Source organism: Streptomyces griseiscabiei (assembly GCF_020010925.1).
GTDB classification, from domain to species: Bacteria; Actinomycetota; Actinomycetes; order Streptomycetales; family Streptomycetaceae; genus Streptomyces; species Streptomyces griseiscabiei.
In genome coordinates, this window is the sequence record NZ_JAGJBZ010000005.1 from 233,698 (window position 1) to 249,482 (window position 15,785).

Consider the following 15,785-nt stretch of genomic DNA (forward strand, 5'->3'; position numbering starts at 1 on the left):
GAGATCTGGATGAGTGTGGCATCAACCCGCCCCCGCCCGCAGGCCCCCCGCCGAAATCGGTATCCGGTCGTGCTTGGCACGGCGGTGGCGCTGGGTGCGGGCATCCTGCTCGCGCCGCAGGCGGTCGCTGCGGACAAGTGGGGACCCGGCTACCTGATACCGGACAGCTCCGGCAAGCCGGACTCGTCTCACATCGGGGCCTACAACGTCCCCGGCGTCGATGGTGTGGCCTACTGCGGAGACCCCGAGCTCGCCGGCCCCGACGCGGCCGGCGGCTACGCGCCGGCGCTGCCCGTCACCTCCTGGACCTCCAAGGCCACCGGCAAGACCGCGTCCGCCGAGGACCTCGCCCGCGCCGCCTACGTGCTCGGCAAGTACGGGCAGACGAAGAGCGACGAGCAGGCGGCCGCGGTCGACGCCGTCGTCTACTCCTACCTCGAACCCGGCTCGACGTACGCCCTGCCCGACGGCAAGCGGGCCCTGGAGCGCCTTGGCTACTCCAACGTCCCGCCGTCGGTGAAGAAGTGGGCCACCGGCTACCTCAATGAAGCAGCCATGTTCGCCGGCCCCTACAAGGTGAACATCAAGCCGGTCGACGGCACGCTCAAGCCCGGGGTGAAGACGTCCGTCACCCTCGACGTCACCTCCGCCTCCGGCCACAAGGTGCCCGGCGTCAAGCTCGACCTCGACGTCTCCGGCGCGGCCGCCGGAGCCGGGAGCATCACGACCAACGCCGACGGTGTGGCCACCGCGACCATCACTCCCGCCAAGGACGGCACGGTCGACCTCAAGGCCCAGGCCAAGACGCTGCCCGCCACCCAGCTGCGCGCTCTCACCCCGAACGACGCCAAGGCCCAGCGTCTCCTGCTGGCCGGCGGCGCCTCGAGCGCCCAGGCCGAGGTGCAGCTCAAGACCGAGAGCCCCAAGGGCGGCCTGGTCGTCACCAAGACCGCGGCAGACACCAAGAAGCCGCTGTCCGGCGTCGAGTTCGCGGTCAAGAACAGCGCCGGCAAGACCGTCGCCACGGGCAAGACCGACGCCCAGGGCACCTGGGAGGCGAACGACCTGACCCCCGGCACGTACACGGTGCACGAGGTGAAGGCCGTCGAGGGCTACCAGCTCGCCGCTGACCAGAAGGCAACCGTCACCGACGGCAAGACGGCCGACGTCGCGGTCAAGGACGTCAAGATCCCCGAGCAGCCGAAGCCGAAGCCGCGCCCGGTCACCATCCCCGTCCTGCCGCAGACCGGCGCCTGACCGCCGCTGCGCACCGCGTCCCTCGCGGAGCGGCGGCGGGGTGGTGACCAGCTCTCAGCCGGCCACCACCCCGCCGCCCGGCCCGCGCCGCACTCACTCGCAGGAACCACCGATGCCCCGCACCACCAGCACCTCCGAGTCCAACGACGCCCCTGCCTCCCGCGAGTCCGCCTCCACCCGTTCCGGCCGGCACCGCCTCACGATCGCTGCGGTGGCCGCCACGGGCCTCACGTTCGCCGCCCTGCTGTGGGCGCAGCACTGCCAGGGCTCCGACGCCAGCACCCCGGCCGTCTCGAAGTCCTCCGCCGCACCCTCGGTCGCCGCGTCCTCGGCCGCCGCACAGACCCCCGACCCGCTGACCGACTCCGCCACGCCCGACGACGGGGATGCGAAGAAGGGGGACAACACCGGCAAGTCCCGTGTGGCCGCCGCCCGCACTCTCTCCGAGTGGAATGCCGACAACCCGGCCGCCACCGGCGAGCACGCGGTGGGCGGGAAGGCCGGAAGCGGCCCCGGCGGCCGCATCGGCGAGGTTCTGCGCATCCCCGCCCTCGGCAAGGACTGGGCCCAGCCCGTCTACGACGGCGTCGGCGACAAGCAGCTGCGCGCCGGTGTCGGCCACTTCCCGACCACCGAACAGCCGGGCCAGATCGGGAACTTCGCGCTGGCCGGCCACCGCTCCGGCGTTGCTGATCCAGCCTTCCGCAACATCGACCGCATCAAGACCGGCGCCCTGATCCAGGTGACCACGGCGCACAGGATCACCTACACCTACACCGTCACCCGCGTGCACACCGTCGCTCCGACCGACGTTGACGTTATCGCCCAGGTCCCCGGCCGCCCCGACGCTACCCCCACCAAGGCGAAGCTCACCCTCGTCACCTGCTGGCCGGCCACCGGCCACTCCAGGAGGGTTGTCGTCGAAGCCGACCTCGCCTCCGCCAAGGGCGGTGCCTAGTGGCCGAAGACACCGACCCGCCAGAGGAGGCGACCGAGAAGGTCACCGTGCTGCCGGCACGGCCCTGGCCGGTCTACAACGTCGACCGCGCCCGCGCCGAGCTCATCGCCATCGAGATGCTCACCCGCGGCGCCAGCTACCTCCGGGTCCGCCACGCCACCGGCCTGTCTCCCAAGAACGTACGCCGACTGCAGAACCTCGTCGCCGAAGAGGCGATGAACCCGGCCGCCCCGCGCATTGTGTGCCGCACATCGGCCCGGGCGCAGGACCTGCGCGCCCGTAGTCAGGCCGCCCGGGCCAACGCCACGGCCCAGGCTCGCGAGCGCCTCGCCTCCCGCGCCGAGAACCTCCCCGGAGCGGCTGGCCAGCCGGCCCCCGCAGACGCGTCCCGTCCCCGTGAGCGGGAGGAGACGGCCGAGCCCGTCCAGATGACCTTCTCGATCGACTGCTGAACCGGCGCCGCCCACCACGGCGCCACCCGTCCTTCAGGCCCGTCCCGCCACGGGTCTACTTCGCGCACCCGAAAACCAGGAACTCCGTTGTCCACGACCCTTGCACCACCCCGGCCGTCCACGGCGCCGCCGGCTGCGGAGCACGACGTCGCCGGCCATCGCGTGCCCTCCAGCGGTCAGTGGATGTCCACGACCGACGGACGCATCGCGCCGAACGGCGAGGCATGGCTCGAAGCCGTCTACTGGTTCTACAAGTACGGCCCCTACGCGGCCGCGCGCCCCCACGGGCCGAAGAAGTTCGGCGGCACCACCCTGCGCATGGCGAAGGCGATCGCTCACCTCACCGAGTGCCGCCCCAGCGTCGGCAACCTCGTCGAGTGGCTCAAGATCTCCGAGCGCACGGTCAAGTACCACCTCGCCATGCTCCGGGAGAGCGGCCTCCTCACTTATCGCTCCAAGGGCACCCGCGTCTCCGGCTCCGGCGGGCGGGCCAGCGAGTTCGTACGCACCATCCCCCAGGTCTTCGACGACGCCGCAGGGCTGCGCACCGGGCCCTCGGACAAGCTCATCCGCGCCGTGCACGGCTTCTCCCCGGAGAAGACGCCGCTGCTCCAGGAGCTCCACGCAGCCGCCCGCCCACCCCGTCGCAGGAAGCGGACAAAGCGGTCCAACCGCCGTTCGGGTAGGACCCCTTCGGCGACCTCGTCTTGCACCCCAATGGTGGTTAGTACTTCTAGTTCTTCTACTGCGGGTGATACCTCCTCTCCCTCTGAGAGCAAGCTCGCCAGCGGGCAGCACAAGTCCCCCTCCCCGAAGAAGCCCACCCGCCGCAAGCTCAACACCATCGGCCGCCGCTACCAGCTCGCCGCCGAGCTCATCCAGCAGGTCGGCTGGCTCCACCGCGCTGCCGTCCCGCGGATCGCCTGGATCGTGCGGCACGTCGCCGACGCCGGATGGAGCACCGCCGAGGTCATCGCCGTCATCGGCCTCGAAGCCCCGGCCCGCCGTGTCCACCGTCCCTCCGGCTTCCTCGCCAACCGCCTCAAGGGCGCCCACCTGCTGTACGACACGCCCGCCAAGCGGACCGCGATCCTCGACCACTGGCGGGACTCACGCCACGCCGAGCACGACCGGCACGCCGAATGGTGGGAGGGCGACTGCCGCCGGCCCACCAGCCGCGCCGTGGCGCGCGAGGTCGATGCCGTCTTCGCCCAGCTGCAGCAGCCGGACGCCCCGGGGCCCGACGAGCGTGAACTCGCCGTCGGCGACGACGGTCTGGTCGCCCTCGAGCAGCTCACCCGCGACGAGGTCATCGAACTGCGCGCCGCCGCGCTCAAGGACCCCGCCCTCATCCGCGCCACCGTCCGCACCTGCGGCGAGACCTACGCCCGGCGCCTGTTCACCTCCTCCCTCGTCGACCAGGTCCAGCGCCTCACCCGCCTCGGCCGCACCGTCGTCCACGGTTGGAGGCCGGCGTGAGCACCGACGAGCCCACGGGCGTGGACCTCGCACGCGTCGCCCTGGCCGCTGCGAAGAAGGCCGCCAAGGAGCGCGGCGCCACCACGTCGCCCAAGCGGACCCCGAAGCGTCGGCCGTCTGCCCGCCGCGACGGCCGCGACCCCTTGGGGCTCGGCGGCGCCCTGGCCCAGCTCGTCGCCGAGCGCGGCTGGGAGACCCCTGCGGCCGGCGGGTCCGTGATGGACCAGTGGCAGACGATCGCCACGCCGGAGGTCGCCGACCAGCTGCGGGCCGTGGCCTTCGACAAGGACACCGGACGGCTCGACCTCGCCCCGGCCACCCACGCCTGGGCGACGCAGGCCCGCCTGATCAGCGCCCAGCTCATCCGCCAGGCCAACGCCGCGGTCGGCACCGAAGCGGTCCGCCAGATCCGGGTCCTCCCGGTCGGCTCGCGGGCCGCACGGACCTCGGCGCCCGCCGAGCCCACCCCCGCGCCCGCCGAGGCGGCCCCGAGCGGTGAGATCCGCACCCGGGAGAACGCCTCGGCCGGCTACCAGCGCGCGCGGGCCTCGATGGCGACCACCCCCGCAGCCCCGCCCGAAGGGCCGGTCCGCACCCGCGAGGACGGATGCGACGGCTACCAGCAGGTCCGTGCCCTGCTGAAGAGCACGTCCGCTCCCACCACCGCCGGCCAGACGCCGGTCCGCACCCGGGACGACGGATGCGACGGCTACCGCCAGGCGCTCGCCCAGGTCGGCGCCCCCGTCCCCGCCCGCGGTACGGCAGACGCGTCTGTCCGTACCCGCGAGACGGCCTCCACCGGATTCCAGCTCACCCGACGCGCGCTCCTGGAGGGCAAGAGCCGCGGCCGGGCCCGTCCCACATGACTACGCCGCCGCGAGCCCTCTCGCACCCGACGCGCACGAACGAAAGCAGCACACCCGTGAAGTCCACCAACACCGAGCACCAGGCCCCCGCCGACGCCCCCGCCGACGCCTCCGGCGTGGACCGCCGCGGCAGGAAGACCGCCTCCACCATCACCGATCCCGAACTCGACGCCCTCTACGACCAGCGCGACGCGCTGCTGCGCCGGTTGGCCAGCGTCCGAGGTGCCGGAGCGGCGGCATGAGCAGCCCGACCCTCGCCTATCCGGAAGCCGCCACCCCCTGCGCGGATGCCGACCCCGAGATCTTCCACGACGACGCCAAGGCATCCGTCGCCAGAAGGCTGTGCGCCGGCTGCCCGCTCGCCGCCCACTGCCGCACGCAGGCCCGCGACAACCGGGAGTGGGGGACCTGGGGCGGAGAGACCAGCGCAGAACGTGCCGCGGCCGGCCACCCGCCGGCCGGCTGGCGCGGACGCGGCCACAAGACCCACCTCAAGCCCTGCGGGACCCCCGCTGCCTACCGCCGCCACCTGCGGGCCGGCCAGGACCCCTGCCGGCCCTGCAAAACCGCCGAGTACTGCCGCCGCGCCGAAGGCAAAGCCGCCCGCGACCGTGCCGGCCGGACCACCTGACCAGGACAAGGAGCCACGACGTGAACGGACCGAGCAGCGCCCCGCGGGGCGAGCGCCCCGGAACCCGAGGAACCCGCTGGGAGACCGTCCTGACCTCCACGGAGGTCGTCGTCGACGACGACACCTGGAACGAGGAGCTGCCGGCGGCGAACCGGGAAACCCGCCGTGCCATAGCGCGCAAACAGCGCGGAAAGCGCAACTCCGCCCAGAGATAGGTAACCCGCCAGTAGCGGACGGTCGCGGCCTCTATCCACAGGACCCGGCCCGGACCCTTTCCCTGCTTCGGCACGCCTCCGTCCCGGCGCGCCCCCGACCAGACGAAGGAGCAGCGGATTGTCCACGCCGAGCACCATGACGCCATCCCCGGCTGAGCGGACCTCGGAGCCCGAGCCGCCATTCACCACCCGCCGGGCGGACCTGGGGGACCTCGCCCGGGTGAACGCCCTGCACCACCGCTGCTCGCTCGACACCCGCTATGCCCGATACGCCTCGGGGCGCCGGGAGTTGAAGATGTCCGAGTTCGCCAGGCTCGTCCACCCCGCCGCAGGCACCAGCTGGATCACCACACTGCGCGACGACCGCGAGACCGCCGTCGCCGTCACGCACCTGCTGAAGACGCGCACCCAAGGCGTCTTCGAGCTCGCCGTCCTGGTCGGCGACCCGTGGCAGGGCCGGGGCCTGGGCTCCTGGCTCACCGACTACGCCCTCCACTCGGCGATGGCCGACCCCCGCTGCGACGCCGTCGTGGCGATGTTCGGCGCCACCAACAGGCGCGCCCTGCGCATCCTGCGCCGCCGCGATGTCACCGTCCCCACCGCCAGCGCCGGCGTCATCGACGTCACCCTTCCCCTGCCCGAACGGAGTTGACCATGGCACCGCTTCCCACGCCCCACACCGAGCTCCACCGACCCGATGGCGCCCGCCTCGCCCTCTACGTCGACGGGCCCAGCGACCCCGACCTCGTCCTGGTCATGGCCCACGGATGGCAGGCAGCCGCATCCGTCTGGAACGAGCACGTCCGCCACTTCCCGCGGCCGCGCACCCGCATCGTCCGCTACGACCAGCGCGGGCACGGCAACTCCACCGGCGGCAGAGCCCTGCCGTCCATCCCGCTGCTCGCCGACGACCTCAAGGCCGTCATCGCCGCCACCGCCCCCGGCCGGCTGCCCGTCCTGCTGGCCGGGCACTCCATGGGTGGCATGGCCGTCCTCGCGCTCGCCGCCCAGCACCCGCACCTCATCGGCGACAAGGTCACCGCCGTCCTCCTCGCCGCGACCACCGGCGGCGGCCTCGACCTCTGGGGCCCCCAACACCCGCCGCTGAAGCGCCTGGTCGGGCTCACCCGCCACGTCATGGCCGCGGCATGCATCCACGCCCCGCTGCCGGCCCACCGCATCCGCGAACTCGTCCGTCCGCGCCCCTACGCCCAGCCGCCGATCGACCACGCCGCCCGCTGGTTCAAGGCCCTCATGCGGCACGACGTCGCCGACCAGCTCGACGCCCTCCGGCGCATCCCGGTCCACATCCTCGTCGGAGAGAACGACCAGACCATCCCGCCCATCCACGCGTTGCGGCTCGCCGCGCAGATCTCCACTTCGCAGCTCCACGTCGTCGCCGGCGGCGGACACCGGCTGCCCACGCAGCACCCCGAGGAGTTCCTTGCCGTACTGGAGCGGGCCTGCGCCGACGCACTGCCCCCCGCCGGCCGCTGGCATCGCCGGATCAGCCGCCGGGAACGCGCGCGACCGTCGACATCGGTGACTGGAGCCCGTACGGCAGACTCACGAGCCAGCTGAACACCGCCACGACCGGGGTCGCCGCGGCACCGCGGCCCCGGAACAACGACAGGACGAGCACGTGAACCACACCGCAGGTCCCGCCGGGCCTTCGGAACGCAGCCAGATCCCTGCGTTCCTGCGCCGGCTCGATCCGCCACGCACCCTCGACGGCCGACCCGACTACCGGCCGCCCGCGGCGATCCTCGCGTCCTGCACCGCGCTCGTCTTCATGTTCACCGGCTTCTACCTGGCCCTGTACTCCAAGCTCTGGCACAACCACCAGCACCTCGCCCTGGCCGCCGTGTTCGCCGGCGCCGTCCTGCCGGCGCTCGCCTTCTACACGATCACCCGCCGCCTGCTCGCCCGCATCGGCCTCTACCTGTGGCAGAGCGTCCTCGCCAGCGTCCTCCTCCTGGCCATCATGGGATCGGCGCCCGACTGGGCACAGGCGCTGTTCCCCCGGGCCGACGACCGGTACGAAAGGGAGCTCGGCGGGCCGGGACAGTGCCTGCACGGCACGCCGTACAACCTCGACCGCGCCCAGACCACCTACGCGGATGAACACCCCGGCCAGATGGTCATCGACCCCATCGCCGACGGCCTGCCCGCGCTCCGCCTGGACCACGCGCTCGACGGCGGCCTGAAGAACCTGGTCCCCGCCGACGCCGCCGCCCGCGAGATCCTCGACCGGTACGGCTGCTGACGGCGTCAGCAGGTCAGATCACCAGTAGCGGAACTGGTGAGGAGAGGGCGGCGTGTACTCCTCCCAAAGTGGGCCGTCATGGGACCGGCGCTCCCGATCGCCGGTCAGACCCACGATCCGGTGCACGGGCGCACTCAGCTCGTGCCCGGTGTCGCGGGCGGTGAAGGTGAGCACGCGACGGCGCAGATCCCAGCCGCCGACGGCCCCGTACAAGACGTGCATTGCCGTGTCGCCGCGGACGCCGGTCTCGACGATGAGCCGCATGACGCCGCGCGGAGGGTGAGGCTCGGTCAGCTCCCGCAGCTCCTGGCCGGCCGGACCACCAGCGGTGTCGTCCGGGACCCAGATCCACTGGCCCATCTCGAACGTCTGCCTCCACTGCCACCGGGAGTCCTCCTGACGCTGGGGCGCCCAGTGCACCGGCGGTTCGGACCCGCGCCGCCCGCGCAGCAGCGCGCGGGCCTGCCGCACCTGCTCGGAAGGGCGGGGACGACGGCCGTCCTCGGCGACATCCTCGGCCAGCAGAGGAAAGGCGGTTCGCAGCAGAGCGCGGGCCGCACCGAGCACCGCGGGAGCAGGCTCCTGCGGCGTGAGACCGTCCTCGGCGAGTTGCTCACCGGCGATCAGACGGTCCCGTTGGCGAGCGGTGTGGGCGAGCGCACGCTCGGCGGCGAACTCGGGCACGGCCAGGACCACCGCGTCCGCGGTCAGGCTCTTGCCGTAGGGGTTGTAGCGCTGTTCCGCGCCGCCCCACGGAACGCGCGGGCCGATCTGCTCGTACTGGGCCAGGAACGCAAGATCGCGGTCGTGCGGTCCGGTCAGCGGCCAGCCGCACACCAGCAGCAACTGCTGCTTGTCCGAGCCCTGCGACGCCCCGGCAAGCTCGGCCTCCAAGCGGGCACACCAGCGCTGCACGAAGGAGTGCCACTGATGGTGGAACTCGGCCTCCGCCCAGGCGGCCGGCGAGGCGTGCCCCGCCGCGCAGGTCATCGCCGGCAGCGGCAGCGCGGTCACATCCCGCACCCGGGCCCTGCCCCACTCCTGGGTCACCACGGCGGAGGCGTAGTCGAGCGCGCCGCCCGCGCCCCGCCCCTGCTCACGCGCCCGCGTCCAGGCCGCGCGGACCATCGCCCACAATTCCAGCGACGGCCGCCCGTACCCGTATCCGTAGCCGGTGCCGATCACGGCGCCCAAGGCGCTGGACTCCGCGTGCACCTTGCGATCAGCCGCGACCGCGTCACAAGCAGCGGTCACCTATGCCGTGGCCGTCGCGGACGGCGCGGCCGCCCGGTACGCGGCCAGCGCCTCGTCCGACCGCTCGACCACGGCGGTCCACGCCCGCAGTGCCCGCCACCCTTGGGCGCCGAGCTCGGCATGATCGAGGACCGGCTTGAGGAGGGCTCGCACCGCGGCATCGTCGTGCCGGGCCGCCCGTTCCAGCGCCTGGGCGTACGACGGCCAGGTACGGGGTCCGCTCGCGCCGGCCAGTTCGGTCGCGCGGGCATCGGCCCGCAGAATCTCCTCCAGCGCCTGCCACAACACCCCTGCCCCCTCCGGCAGTTCCACAGCGCCGACGCAGCCGGAGCACAGCTCGGCCAGCGCATCCAGCACCACGACCTGATCCGGGGCTCGTCCCGCCAGCCTGGCCGCGTGCTGACAGTGCCCCCAGGACTTGCCCTCCGGAACCGGGACGTGCCACTTCCCCGTTCCGGCACGTACGAGCTTGACCTTCGCCTCTACGACCGCCGGCAGGTCGATGTCCAGGCGCCGCAACTCGACTCGGTCCAGTGACGGCAGACGGCTCTGGCCGTGCCTCATACTTCAACCCGCCTTGCTCTGTGCCGTTCGTTGCGCCGCCACGCTACCGGCGTACGGGGCCACTGGGAGCGAGGTATCGGCGGCACCGGGCGTTCGCGCAGCTCAGTACCTCGCCGTACACCGCGGCGCCAGCAGCGCCGCCCCGCAGCGGATTCGGTCAACTTCCCACGTCACGATGCGGACCGGGTGACGATGGCTCATGAACGCCCGCTGCTCGCCCGCCCGCTCCCGAGCAGTCGAGGAACTGGCGGAGGCCACGGAGAAGTGGGGCTGTGCCGTGCTCGACGACCCGGGAATCGCCGAGCTCGCCGGCCAACTTGCCCAGGTGGCAGGTCACGTTCCACAAGACCGCCTCAACCGGGGCGAGGCCGCAGCCGCCCTGGAGGCGGCCGCTGAGCACCTGCGGGCCGCGGCGCGGCTGGGCGGCCTGCTTCCCCTCGTCGCCCTCCACCACCTCAACGTCGCTCTTCAGTGTGAACGCAGCGCACGGCAGGGCCAGGCCCTGCCGGTTCCCGCCGCCCACCGATGAAGACGAGCCGACCAATGCCGGGCGGGCCGGGAAGCTCGACCCGCCGGAAGTACCGGAGCCGATCTCCCCTCCCGGCCGAGCACCGTGATGCGGAGCCGGCCAGGGCGGCACCCTCGTCTGCGAGGCTGAGCGCATGAACATCGTCGACGTCGCCCTGGACAGCATCTGGCCCGCTGAACTGCGCACCGACCGGCTGCTCCTGCGACCGGTCACCCCCCAGGACGCCGACGTCGTCCGCGAGCTGCTGACCGACGTAAGGGTCCGCGCCTACCTGGGCGGCCCCGCGTCCCCCGAGCGCGTCGCCGCCCGCCAGGCCGCGTACCCGCAGACGCCCGGTGCCTGGGCCATCGTCCGAGTCGCCGACGGCCGAGCGGTCGGACTGGCGAGCATCGGCGCCGACCCGCGGTGCGAAGGCCGGGCCGAAGTCTCCTACCAGCTCCTGCCCTCCGCCTGGGGCGGCGGCCTGGGACGGGAGGCGGTCGGCGCCGTCGTCAGCTGGTGGACAGCGACGGTGCCCGACGGCGGTCCGGTCGTCGCCGTCACCCAGGCGACCAACGCCCGCTCGCGCCGTCTACTGGAGTCGCTCGGCATGATCCTCGTCGACCAGCTTGACGAGCACGGATCCCAGCAGTGCGTCTATACCCCCGGTGGCGATCAGGACGACTCCGACCTGCGCTGGCTCCGCCTGACCGCCTCACACCTGGACGTGGTCGAGCGCCGCCGTGGCGCGCAGGCCCGCGCCACCGCCGCAGGACGGCGCCTTCCGGAGGACCTCACCATCCTCACTGCCGAAGCAGCGTCCCTGCTCTGCCCCGCTCGCCACGGGACCTACGGCCGGATCTGCGCCCGCGAGGCCGGGCACATGCCGGCCCTCCATCTCGGCCGGGCGTCCGACGGTGGCTGGATCGCCTGGCTGGAGGACTTTCCTGTGTGACGCCCCGCGCGGTCCGTGGCGCGGCGGGCGCGCACCACCAGGTGCCTGGACACGTCACCGCAGCCGGGTCACCGTCACCACCCCATGGCGCGTGGTACCCGCCAGGACCTCGGCGACCAGCCCGGTCTCCACCGCGCTGTACGCCGCCCCGGACGCCGTACGCGCGGACCGCCCGGGGCCCGCACCGGCCAGCCGCACCGCCACCGCGCGCGCTACCGGCGCGCTCACCGGCTGAGACAGGACCGTCGGCCCCTCCGGCAGCCGCACGGCCAGAGCCCGCGGCCGCGCGCGGGAACCGGTGAAGCCGACGACGTCCACGTCCACCGTCTCCGCGTGACGCACCTTCCGCCAGATCCTCGACGCCCGGTACGGCGAAGCGGCGTGCTTGGCGACCAGGCCCTCCACACCCTGCGGGCGCAGCGCCTCGTACCAGACCAGTGCGGTCTCGCGGTCGTCCGTCGCCGGCACAGCCTGCAACGGCGGGCCCACGTCCTGCAGGACGTCCAGGAGCAGCGCCCGGCGTTCCACGTAGGGGCGGGACCGGACGTCCCCGAGCTCGGAGTGGACCAGGATGTCCCAGGCGGCGAACGAGGCGGGATGCCGGGCCGCCAGCTGCGCGGCGCGGGCGGGGGAGGACGCGGCGCGCGCCTGGGCCGCCCCGAAGTCGACGCGGCCGTCGACGTAGACGACGGCTTCGCCGTCCAGGACCGTCCCGACCGGGAGCCGCTGGCCGGCGCGCGCCAGGTCAGCCCAGACCGCGCTCACGTCCCGTCCTGATCGGGACTGCAGCCGCACCCTGCCCGCCTCGCACCACAAGATCGTTCTGTGCCCGTCCAGTTTCGGCTCGAACCACCAGCCCCGGCCCGCCGGCAGCTCCGGCACGGCCTGGGCGAGCGCCACCGCCACGGGGAACTCCACGCCACCAGCCTGCGGCCCCCGCCGCTGCGCCGCGCGCCGACCGCCGCATGGGCAGCGTGGCGGGCGGCAGAGGCAGGGACTGGCGTCTGAACTGCGACTACGTCTCCTGGACGCCGAAGAGGCTTTCCTGTACCGAGACGTCGACGGACGTCTCCGGCTTCGGCCGAAGGCCGGCAGCGGCATCGAGGTCGAGCAGCGTGGACCAGTGGCCGGCGACAGCTCCGTCGCGGAGCAGCCGTCCGAACAGGTCGGCGGTGACCTCGACATCCGGCATCGCCCGGTGCCGGCCGGGCGGCTGGGCAATGCCGTAGTAGCGCAGCAGTGCGTCCAGCCCGTACGAGGACATGCCGCGGATGACCTGCTTGGCCATCTTGAGGGTGTTCAGGAACGGGGTGGAACCGAGGACGGGGCAGTGCTGGCGCTGGCGGGCGGTCAGCCCTGCCTCGGTCGAGGCGTGCTGGGCCACGAGCCGGTAGGGCGGAGCGGTCAGGCACTGGTCGAGCCCGGCGAGTACCGCGGCTGGTCCGGGGGCGCGGCGCAGGGCGGCTTCGCTCATACCGTGGACCAGGTCCCGCGGGGTGATCGGCACTTCCGCCGACGGCTGGATCAAGGACTCGAAACGGCCGTCCTCGACCAGCCGGCCGTCGCGGACGACCAAGGCGAGGGCCGCGACCTCGGTGGGTTCGGCCGGTCGGCCCGCCGGCGTGAGCGCCTCGAAGTCGATCACGACGAAGGTCGTGCCGCGCAGGTTGTCCATCAGCACCGTCATCGAGCGGCATCCTGCCCGATCGAGGCCGCTGCCGGCGGCGGTTCATCGGGTCGGGCGTGTGGCAGGGGGCTCGACGGCGGCTCTGCCCCTGCAGCACTGGGTAGCCCGGCGGCCAGAAGATGAGTACGCCGACTCACGCCCGGCCCGCGGCCACCACCGACGATGAAGATCAACATCGCCGAAGCCGGGAGACCGCTCATGCTCAGCCGCATCGCCGACCTTCTGGTCCCCGCCGTCGGCCGCCTGTCAGTGACCGCCGACCCGCGCGCCGAGCTGGCTCCGGGCAGCATCATCGCCGCGAACCACACCTCCCTCGCCGACCCCGCCATCGTCATCGCCGCCCTTCGCCGCCTCGGCGCCGAGCCAGTCATCATGGCCGCCGCCGGGCTGTGGCGCGTCCCACTGCTTGGCCGCGCCCTCGCCCGGGAAGGGCACGTCCCCGTCATCCGCGGGGACCGGCGCGCCGCGGACGCACTGGATGTAGCAGCCGACGCCCTGGAGCAGGGACGGATGATCCTCATCTACGCCGAGGGAGGGCTCCCCCGACGCCGGGACGCCGCGGAAGCCGCCCCCGAGACCTTCCGCAGTGGCCTGGCCCGGCTCGCCGCGCGCACCGGTGCCCCCGTCGTTCCCGTCGGCCAGGCCGGGGCCCGCCGGGTCACCTCGGGCAGCACCAACAAGCAGCTCGCAGGCCTTGCCACCGCGCCCTTGCGCCGGCCGGAACTGCATGTCCATGTGGGTGCACCCCTCGCGCTGACCGGCGACCGCACCGTACAGACGGCGCGGGCCCGGACCGCGGTGACCACGGCGTGGCGGACGGCGGCCGCCCACCTGGGAGAGCCCGCCGCGCTCGCCGCGTAGCGACCGGCGGCCCCGCAGCCCAGAGTTCCGCCCCTCCACGCCTCGGACCGGGGTGGAGACCCTCGACGTCGCGCTGGACGAATGGATGCGGCGGATCGCCGGGGGCGCACGGGGGTGAATACGGCGCAGTGGGCCCCACGGCGGACGCGACGCTTCTACGATGGCGACCTGGCCAGACACGTACCGCCACGGCCGTCCGCCGCTCGTCCACATCCGCGCGGCTTCGCTGACGGCAAGGGTTTCCGGACCCCGTGCTGCGTCGTGGTGCCGTCCGTCCCTCGCACTCCCCCGCCGCGGCACGATGTGGGCGCCCAGCGCGCTGCGGCCGAGGAACGAGCCATGCCGAAGAACCGCACCACCGCCCAGCAGCGGGCCCGACAGATCCAGCACGCCCCCGGAACCCACCTCCCGTACGGGCAGGCGCTGCACGCCGCCCGCAGCCGTCAACTTCACCCGGACCAGGCACGCAAGGCGCTCCGGGCGCTCGCCGAAGCACACGACATCGCCGTGTCCTGGCGCGACTGCCTCCAGGGACATCTGGCCGCCGCCGACCAGGCCGGCTGGCCCACCATGAACGACGCCATCTCACTGTGCGAGGACCTCTACCGGCTGAGCGGCGTCCCCGCCCCGGACGAGGTCCTGCCGGGCATCCCCCCGGCGCTCCGGTACTTCCCGCTCAACCACATCCGTGACGCACTGAACAAGGGGAGCGCCCCCGACTACCTGGGCGCTGTCGTCGACGCGCTCACGGGCCCGCTCCGCCACCTCCTGCGGCGTCCGTACGGATCACGCCCGCGGCAGGACGACGTGACCTACCGGGCGCGGAAGGCGCCGAAGTCCCCGTCGCACCGGCAGGTCACCGTCCACACCGTCGACGGACTGCTCATCGAGGACGTCCCGTTCCCCCGCCCCTGGAGCACACCGACCACCACCGGATACTTCACCTGCGAGACCCCCCACGGCCGCGAAGACCTGGCCCGCGCAGTCCTCGCACACGCACTCGGCGGCGCCGCGCCGACCAGCCGCGCCTCCTGCGGAGCGTGCCACGGCAACGGATGGCTGACCGCTCTGGACCCGGAGCACGACGCGCATGTTCCCGCCTACCGGCCGGACGGCGGCCACGTGTGCATCTGCGGGGGATGCCGGGGCACCGGCCTGCGCCCGCTTCCCACGGACCTGTTCGCCGCGACGTTCCTTCGCCGGCTCCAGGCGCGGACCGGCCCGGAGGTGTCCCGCAGCGAGATCCTGGAGTGGACCGCCGCTCACGCCCCCGCCCAGCCGACCTCCCCAGTCAGGTGCGCCGAGGGGCCCCAGGACGCCTACATTCAGCACGTCGTCGCCGCCGTGGCTGACGCCGGCTTCACCGTCATCGCGAATGACACCCCTGATGGCTACGAACTCGACTTCGACGAGCAAGGCGTCCTGGGAGCGCACTTCGCCCTTGGAGGCGAAGCCGTGCTCCGCACCTTCGCGACGGACTCCGTGCTGATGATGTGGTTCAGCGACCGCGGCTGGTCGGTCACTGGGTTCGGAGCGGTCCGGCGGCTCCTGCCGGCCGACCTGGTCCCGGAGCCCCATGCCGTCGCGCAGGCACTGGTGGCGCCCGCCACGGAAGAAGAGGCGCACCCGGTCAGCCAGCCACCGCATCTCGACCCCTACACGGCCGTGTTGGCCTACCCGGCACCGGCGCACCGGTAAGAAGTCCCGTCCCGGTCCGCCGTCCACCTCCCAGCCAGCGGGAACCCGGCCGGCCCTGTCCGCCTCCGCAGGGCCGGCCCCTGCGCCCCCGCGGAGCACCCACCCTCGGCGAGACCTGCGTGCCGCCGGCAGGA

19 protein-coding genes are annotated in these 15,785 nt (G+C 73.2%); 15 read left to right on the forward strand and 4 right to left on the reverse strand.

Features of this window, described 5'->3' with window-relative positions:
• The first annotated feature begins 9 nt into the window (after positions 1 to 9).
• The 11 genes from J8M51_RS43915 (at position 10) to J8M51_RS43965 (ending at position 8,124) form a co-directional block, all read left to right on the forward strand.
• The gene (locus J8M51_RS43915; RefSeq protein WP_086755042.1) at positions 10 to 1,257 is read left to right on the forward strand and encodes a prealbumin-like fold domain-containing protein; all 1,248 of its coding nucleotides are present in this window, start codon (positions 10 to 12) and stop codon (positions 1,255 to 1,257) included.
• Positions 1,258 to 1,369: 112 nt separating this feature from the next.
• Positions 1,370 to 2,215 carry a sortase gene (locus J8M51_RS43920; RefSeq protein ID WP_086755043.1) on the forward strand — a complete coding sequence of 282 codons (846 nt, stop codon included), beginning with the start codon at positions 1,370 to 1,372 and terminating at the stop codon, positions 2,213 to 2,215.
• The gene (locus tag J8M51_RS43925) at positions 2,215 to 2,667 is read left to right on the forward strand and encodes a hypothetical protein (protein ID WP_086755044.1); all 453 of its coding nucleotides are present in this window, start codon (positions 2,215 to 2,217) and stop codon (positions 2,665 to 2,667) included. The genes J8M51_RS43920 and J8M51_RS43925 overlap by 1 nt, the downstream gene beginning before the upstream one ends.
• Before the next feature lie 183 nt (positions 2,668 to 2,850).
• Positions 2,851 to 4,146: a helix-turn-helix domain-containing protein gene (locus tag J8M51_RS43930; RefSeq protein ID WP_143674117.1), complete on the forward strand. Its 1,296-nt coding sequence runs from the start codon at positions 2,851 to 2,853 to the stop codon at positions 4,144 to 4,146.
• A complete protein-coding gene (locus J8M51_RS43935; RefSeq protein WP_164992633.1) occupies positions 4,143 to 5,012 on the forward strand; it encodes a DciA family protein in 870 nt (289 codons plus the stop codon). The genes J8M51_RS43930 and J8M51_RS43935 overlap by 4 nt, the downstream gene beginning before the upstream one ends.
• Before the next feature lie 56 nt (positions 5,013 to 5,068).
• Complete coding sequence (locus J8M51_RS43940) at positions 5,069 to 5,254, forward strand: hypothetical protein (RefSeq protein ID WP_086765001.1); 186 nt, start codon at positions 5,069 to 5,071, stop codon at positions 5,252 to 5,254.
• Complete coding sequence (locus J8M51_RS43945; RefSeq protein WP_060880451.1) at positions 5,251 to 5,643, forward strand: WhiB family transcriptional regulator; 393 nt, start codon at positions 5,251 to 5,253, stop codon at positions 5,641 to 5,643. The genes J8M51_RS43940 and J8M51_RS43945 overlap by 4 nt, the downstream gene beginning before the upstream one ends.
• 20 nt (positions 5,644 to 5,663) lie before the next feature.
• Positions 5,664 to 5,858 carry a hypothetical protein gene (locus tag J8M51_RS43950; RefSeq protein ID WP_086797557.1) on the forward strand — a complete coding sequence of 65 codons (195 nt, stop codon included), beginning with the start codon at positions 5,664 to 5,666 and terminating at the stop codon, positions 5,856 to 5,858.
• Positions 5,859 to 5,994: 136 nt separating this feature from the next.
• Positions 5,995 to 6,510: a GNAT family N-acetyltransferase gene (locus tag J8M51_RS43955; protein WP_086758948.1), complete on the forward strand. Its 516-nt coding sequence runs from the start codon at positions 5,995 to 5,997 to the stop codon at positions 6,508 to 6,510.
• Between the two features lie 2 nt (positions 6,511 to 6,512).
• On the forward strand, positions 6,513 to 7,439 hold the full coding sequence (locus J8M51_RS43960) for an alpha/beta fold hydrolase (RefSeq protein WP_086758947.1): 927 nt from the start codon (positions 6,513 to 6,515) through the stop codon (positions 7,437 to 7,439).
• A 61-nt stretch (positions 7,440 to 7,500) separates the two neighbouring features.
• The gene (locus tag J8M51_RS43965; RefSeq protein ID WP_086758945.1) at positions 7,501 to 8,124 is read left to right on the forward strand and encodes a hypothetical protein; all 624 of its coding nucleotides are present in this window, start codon (positions 7,501 to 7,503) and stop codon (positions 8,122 to 8,124) included.
• 18 nt (positions 8,125 to 8,142) lie between these two features.
• Here J8M51_RS43965 and J8M51_RS43970 read toward each other — a convergent pair whose 3' ends face one another.
• Both J8M51_RS43970 and J8M51_RS43975 read right to left on the reverse strand, forming a co-directional pair.
• Positions 8,143 to 9,318 carry a hypothetical protein gene (locus J8M51_RS43970; protein ID WP_086758943.1) on the reverse strand — a complete coding sequence of 392 codons (1,176 nt, stop codon included), beginning with the start codon at positions 9,316 to 9,318 and terminating at the stop codon, positions 8,143 to 8,145.
• Positions 9,319 to 9,378: 60 nt separating this feature from the next.
• Positions 9,379 to 9,942, reverse strand: coding sequence for a hypothetical protein (locus J8M51_RS43975; protein ID WP_086758942.1), 564 nt, complete (start codon positions 9,940 to 9,942; stop codon positions 9,379 to 9,381).
• Between the two features lie 199 nt (positions 9,943 to 10,141).
• Here J8M51_RS43975 and J8M51_RS43980 point away from each other — a divergent pair, with 199 nt between their 5' ends.
• Entirely contained in the window at positions 10,142 to 10,471 is a 330-nt protein-coding gene (locus J8M51_RS43980) for a hypothetical protein (RefSeq protein WP_086758940.1), read from the forward strand.
• 133 nt (positions 10,472 to 10,604) lie between these two features.
• Positions 10,605 to 11,405 (forward strand): GNAT family N-acetyltransferase, encoded by an 801-nt coding sequence (locus J8M51_RS43985; protein ID WP_086758939.1) that lies wholly within the window; start codon positions 10,605 to 10,607, stop codon positions 11,403 to 11,405.
• Positions 11,406 to 11,459: 54 nt separating this feature from the next.
• On the opposite strand, the gene J8M51_RS43990 is transcribed toward J8M51_RS43985, so the two are convergent.
• Both J8M51_RS43990 and J8M51_RS43995 read right to left on the reverse strand, forming a co-directional pair.
• Positions 11,460 to 12,323: an ATP-dependent DNA ligase gene (locus J8M51_RS43990; protein ID WP_237276703.1), complete on the reverse strand. Its 864-nt coding sequence runs from the start codon at positions 12,321 to 12,323 to the stop codon at positions 11,460 to 11,462.
• Positions 12,324 to 12,420: 97 nt separating this feature from the next.
• Entirely contained in the window at positions 12,421 to 13,092 is a 672-nt protein-coding gene (locus tag J8M51_RS43995) for a 3'-5' exonuclease (protein ID WP_086758937.1), read from the reverse strand.
• Positions 13,093 to 13,290: 198 nt separating this feature from the next.
• Between J8M51_RS43995 and J8M51_RS44000 the strand changes: the two genes are divergently transcribed.
• Together J8M51_RS44000 and J8M51_RS44005 are read left to right on the forward strand one after the other, a co-directional pair.
• Complete coding sequence (locus J8M51_RS44000; RefSeq protein WP_086758952.1) at positions 13,291 to 13,953, forward strand: lysophospholipid acyltransferase family protein; 663 nt, start codon at positions 13,291 to 13,293, stop codon at positions 13,951 to 13,953.
• Between the two features lie 339 nt (positions 13,954 to 14,292).
• Positions 14,293 to 15,651, forward strand: a complete 1,359-nt coding sequence (locus J8M51_RS44005; protein WP_060879942.1) for a DUF6292 family protein — start codon at positions 14,293 to 14,295, stop codon at positions 15,649 to 15,651.
• The last annotated feature ends 134 nt before the right edge of the window (positions 15,652 to 15,785 follow it).

Excerpts from the sequence above, each read along its gene's own strand:
- J8M51_RS43915 (WP_086755042.1), top strand. The coding sequence starts at position 10 with ATGAGTGTGGCATCAACCCGCCCCCGCCCGCAGGCCCCCCGCCGAAAT.
- J8M51_RS43920 (WP_086755043.1), top strand. The coding sequence starts at position 1,370 with ATGCCCCGCACCACCAGCACCTCCGAGTCCAACGACGCCCCTGCCTCC.
- J8M51_RS43930 (WP_143674117.1), top strand. The coding sequence starts at position 2,851 with ATGTCCACGACCGACGGACGCATCGCGCCGAACGGCGAGGCATGGCTC.
- J8M51_RS43945 (WP_060880451.1), top strand. The coding sequence starts at position 5,251 with ATGAGCAGCCCGACCCTCGCCTATCCGGAAGCCGCCACCCCCTGCGCG.
- J8M51_RS43955 (WP_086758948.1), top strand. The coding sequence starts at position 5,995 with ATGACGCCATCCCCGGCTGAGCGGACCTCGGAGCCCGAGCCGCCATTC.
- J8M51_RS43960 (WP_086758947.1), top strand. The coding sequence starts at position 6,513 with ATGGCACCGCTTCCCACGCCCCACACCGAGCTCCACCGACCCGATGGC.
- J8M51_RS43975 (WP_086758942.1), bottom strand. The coding sequence starts at position 9,942 with ATGAGGCACGGCCAGAGCCGTCTGCCGTCACTGGACCGAGTCGAGTTG.
- J8M51_RS43980 (WP_086758940.1), top strand. The coding sequence starts at position 10,142 with ATGAACGCCCGCTGCTCGCCCGCCCGCTCCCGAGCAGTCGAGGAACTG.
- J8M51_RS43985 (WP_086758939.1), top strand. The coding sequence starts at position 10,605 with ATGAACATCGTCGACGTCGCCCTGGACAGCATCTGGCCCGCTGAACTG.
- J8M51_RS43995 (WP_086758937.1), bottom strand. The coding sequence starts at position 13,092 with ATGACGGTGCTGATGGACAACCTGCGCGGCACGACCTTCGTCGTGATC.
- J8M51_RS44000 (WP_086758952.1), top strand. The coding sequence starts at position 13,291 with ATGCTCAGCCGCATCGCCGACCTTCTGGTCCCCGCCGTCGGCCGCCTG.
- J8M51_RS44005 (WP_060879942.1), top strand. The coding sequence starts at position 14,293 with ATGCCGAAGAACCGCACCACCGCCCAGCAGCGGGCCCGACAGATCCAG.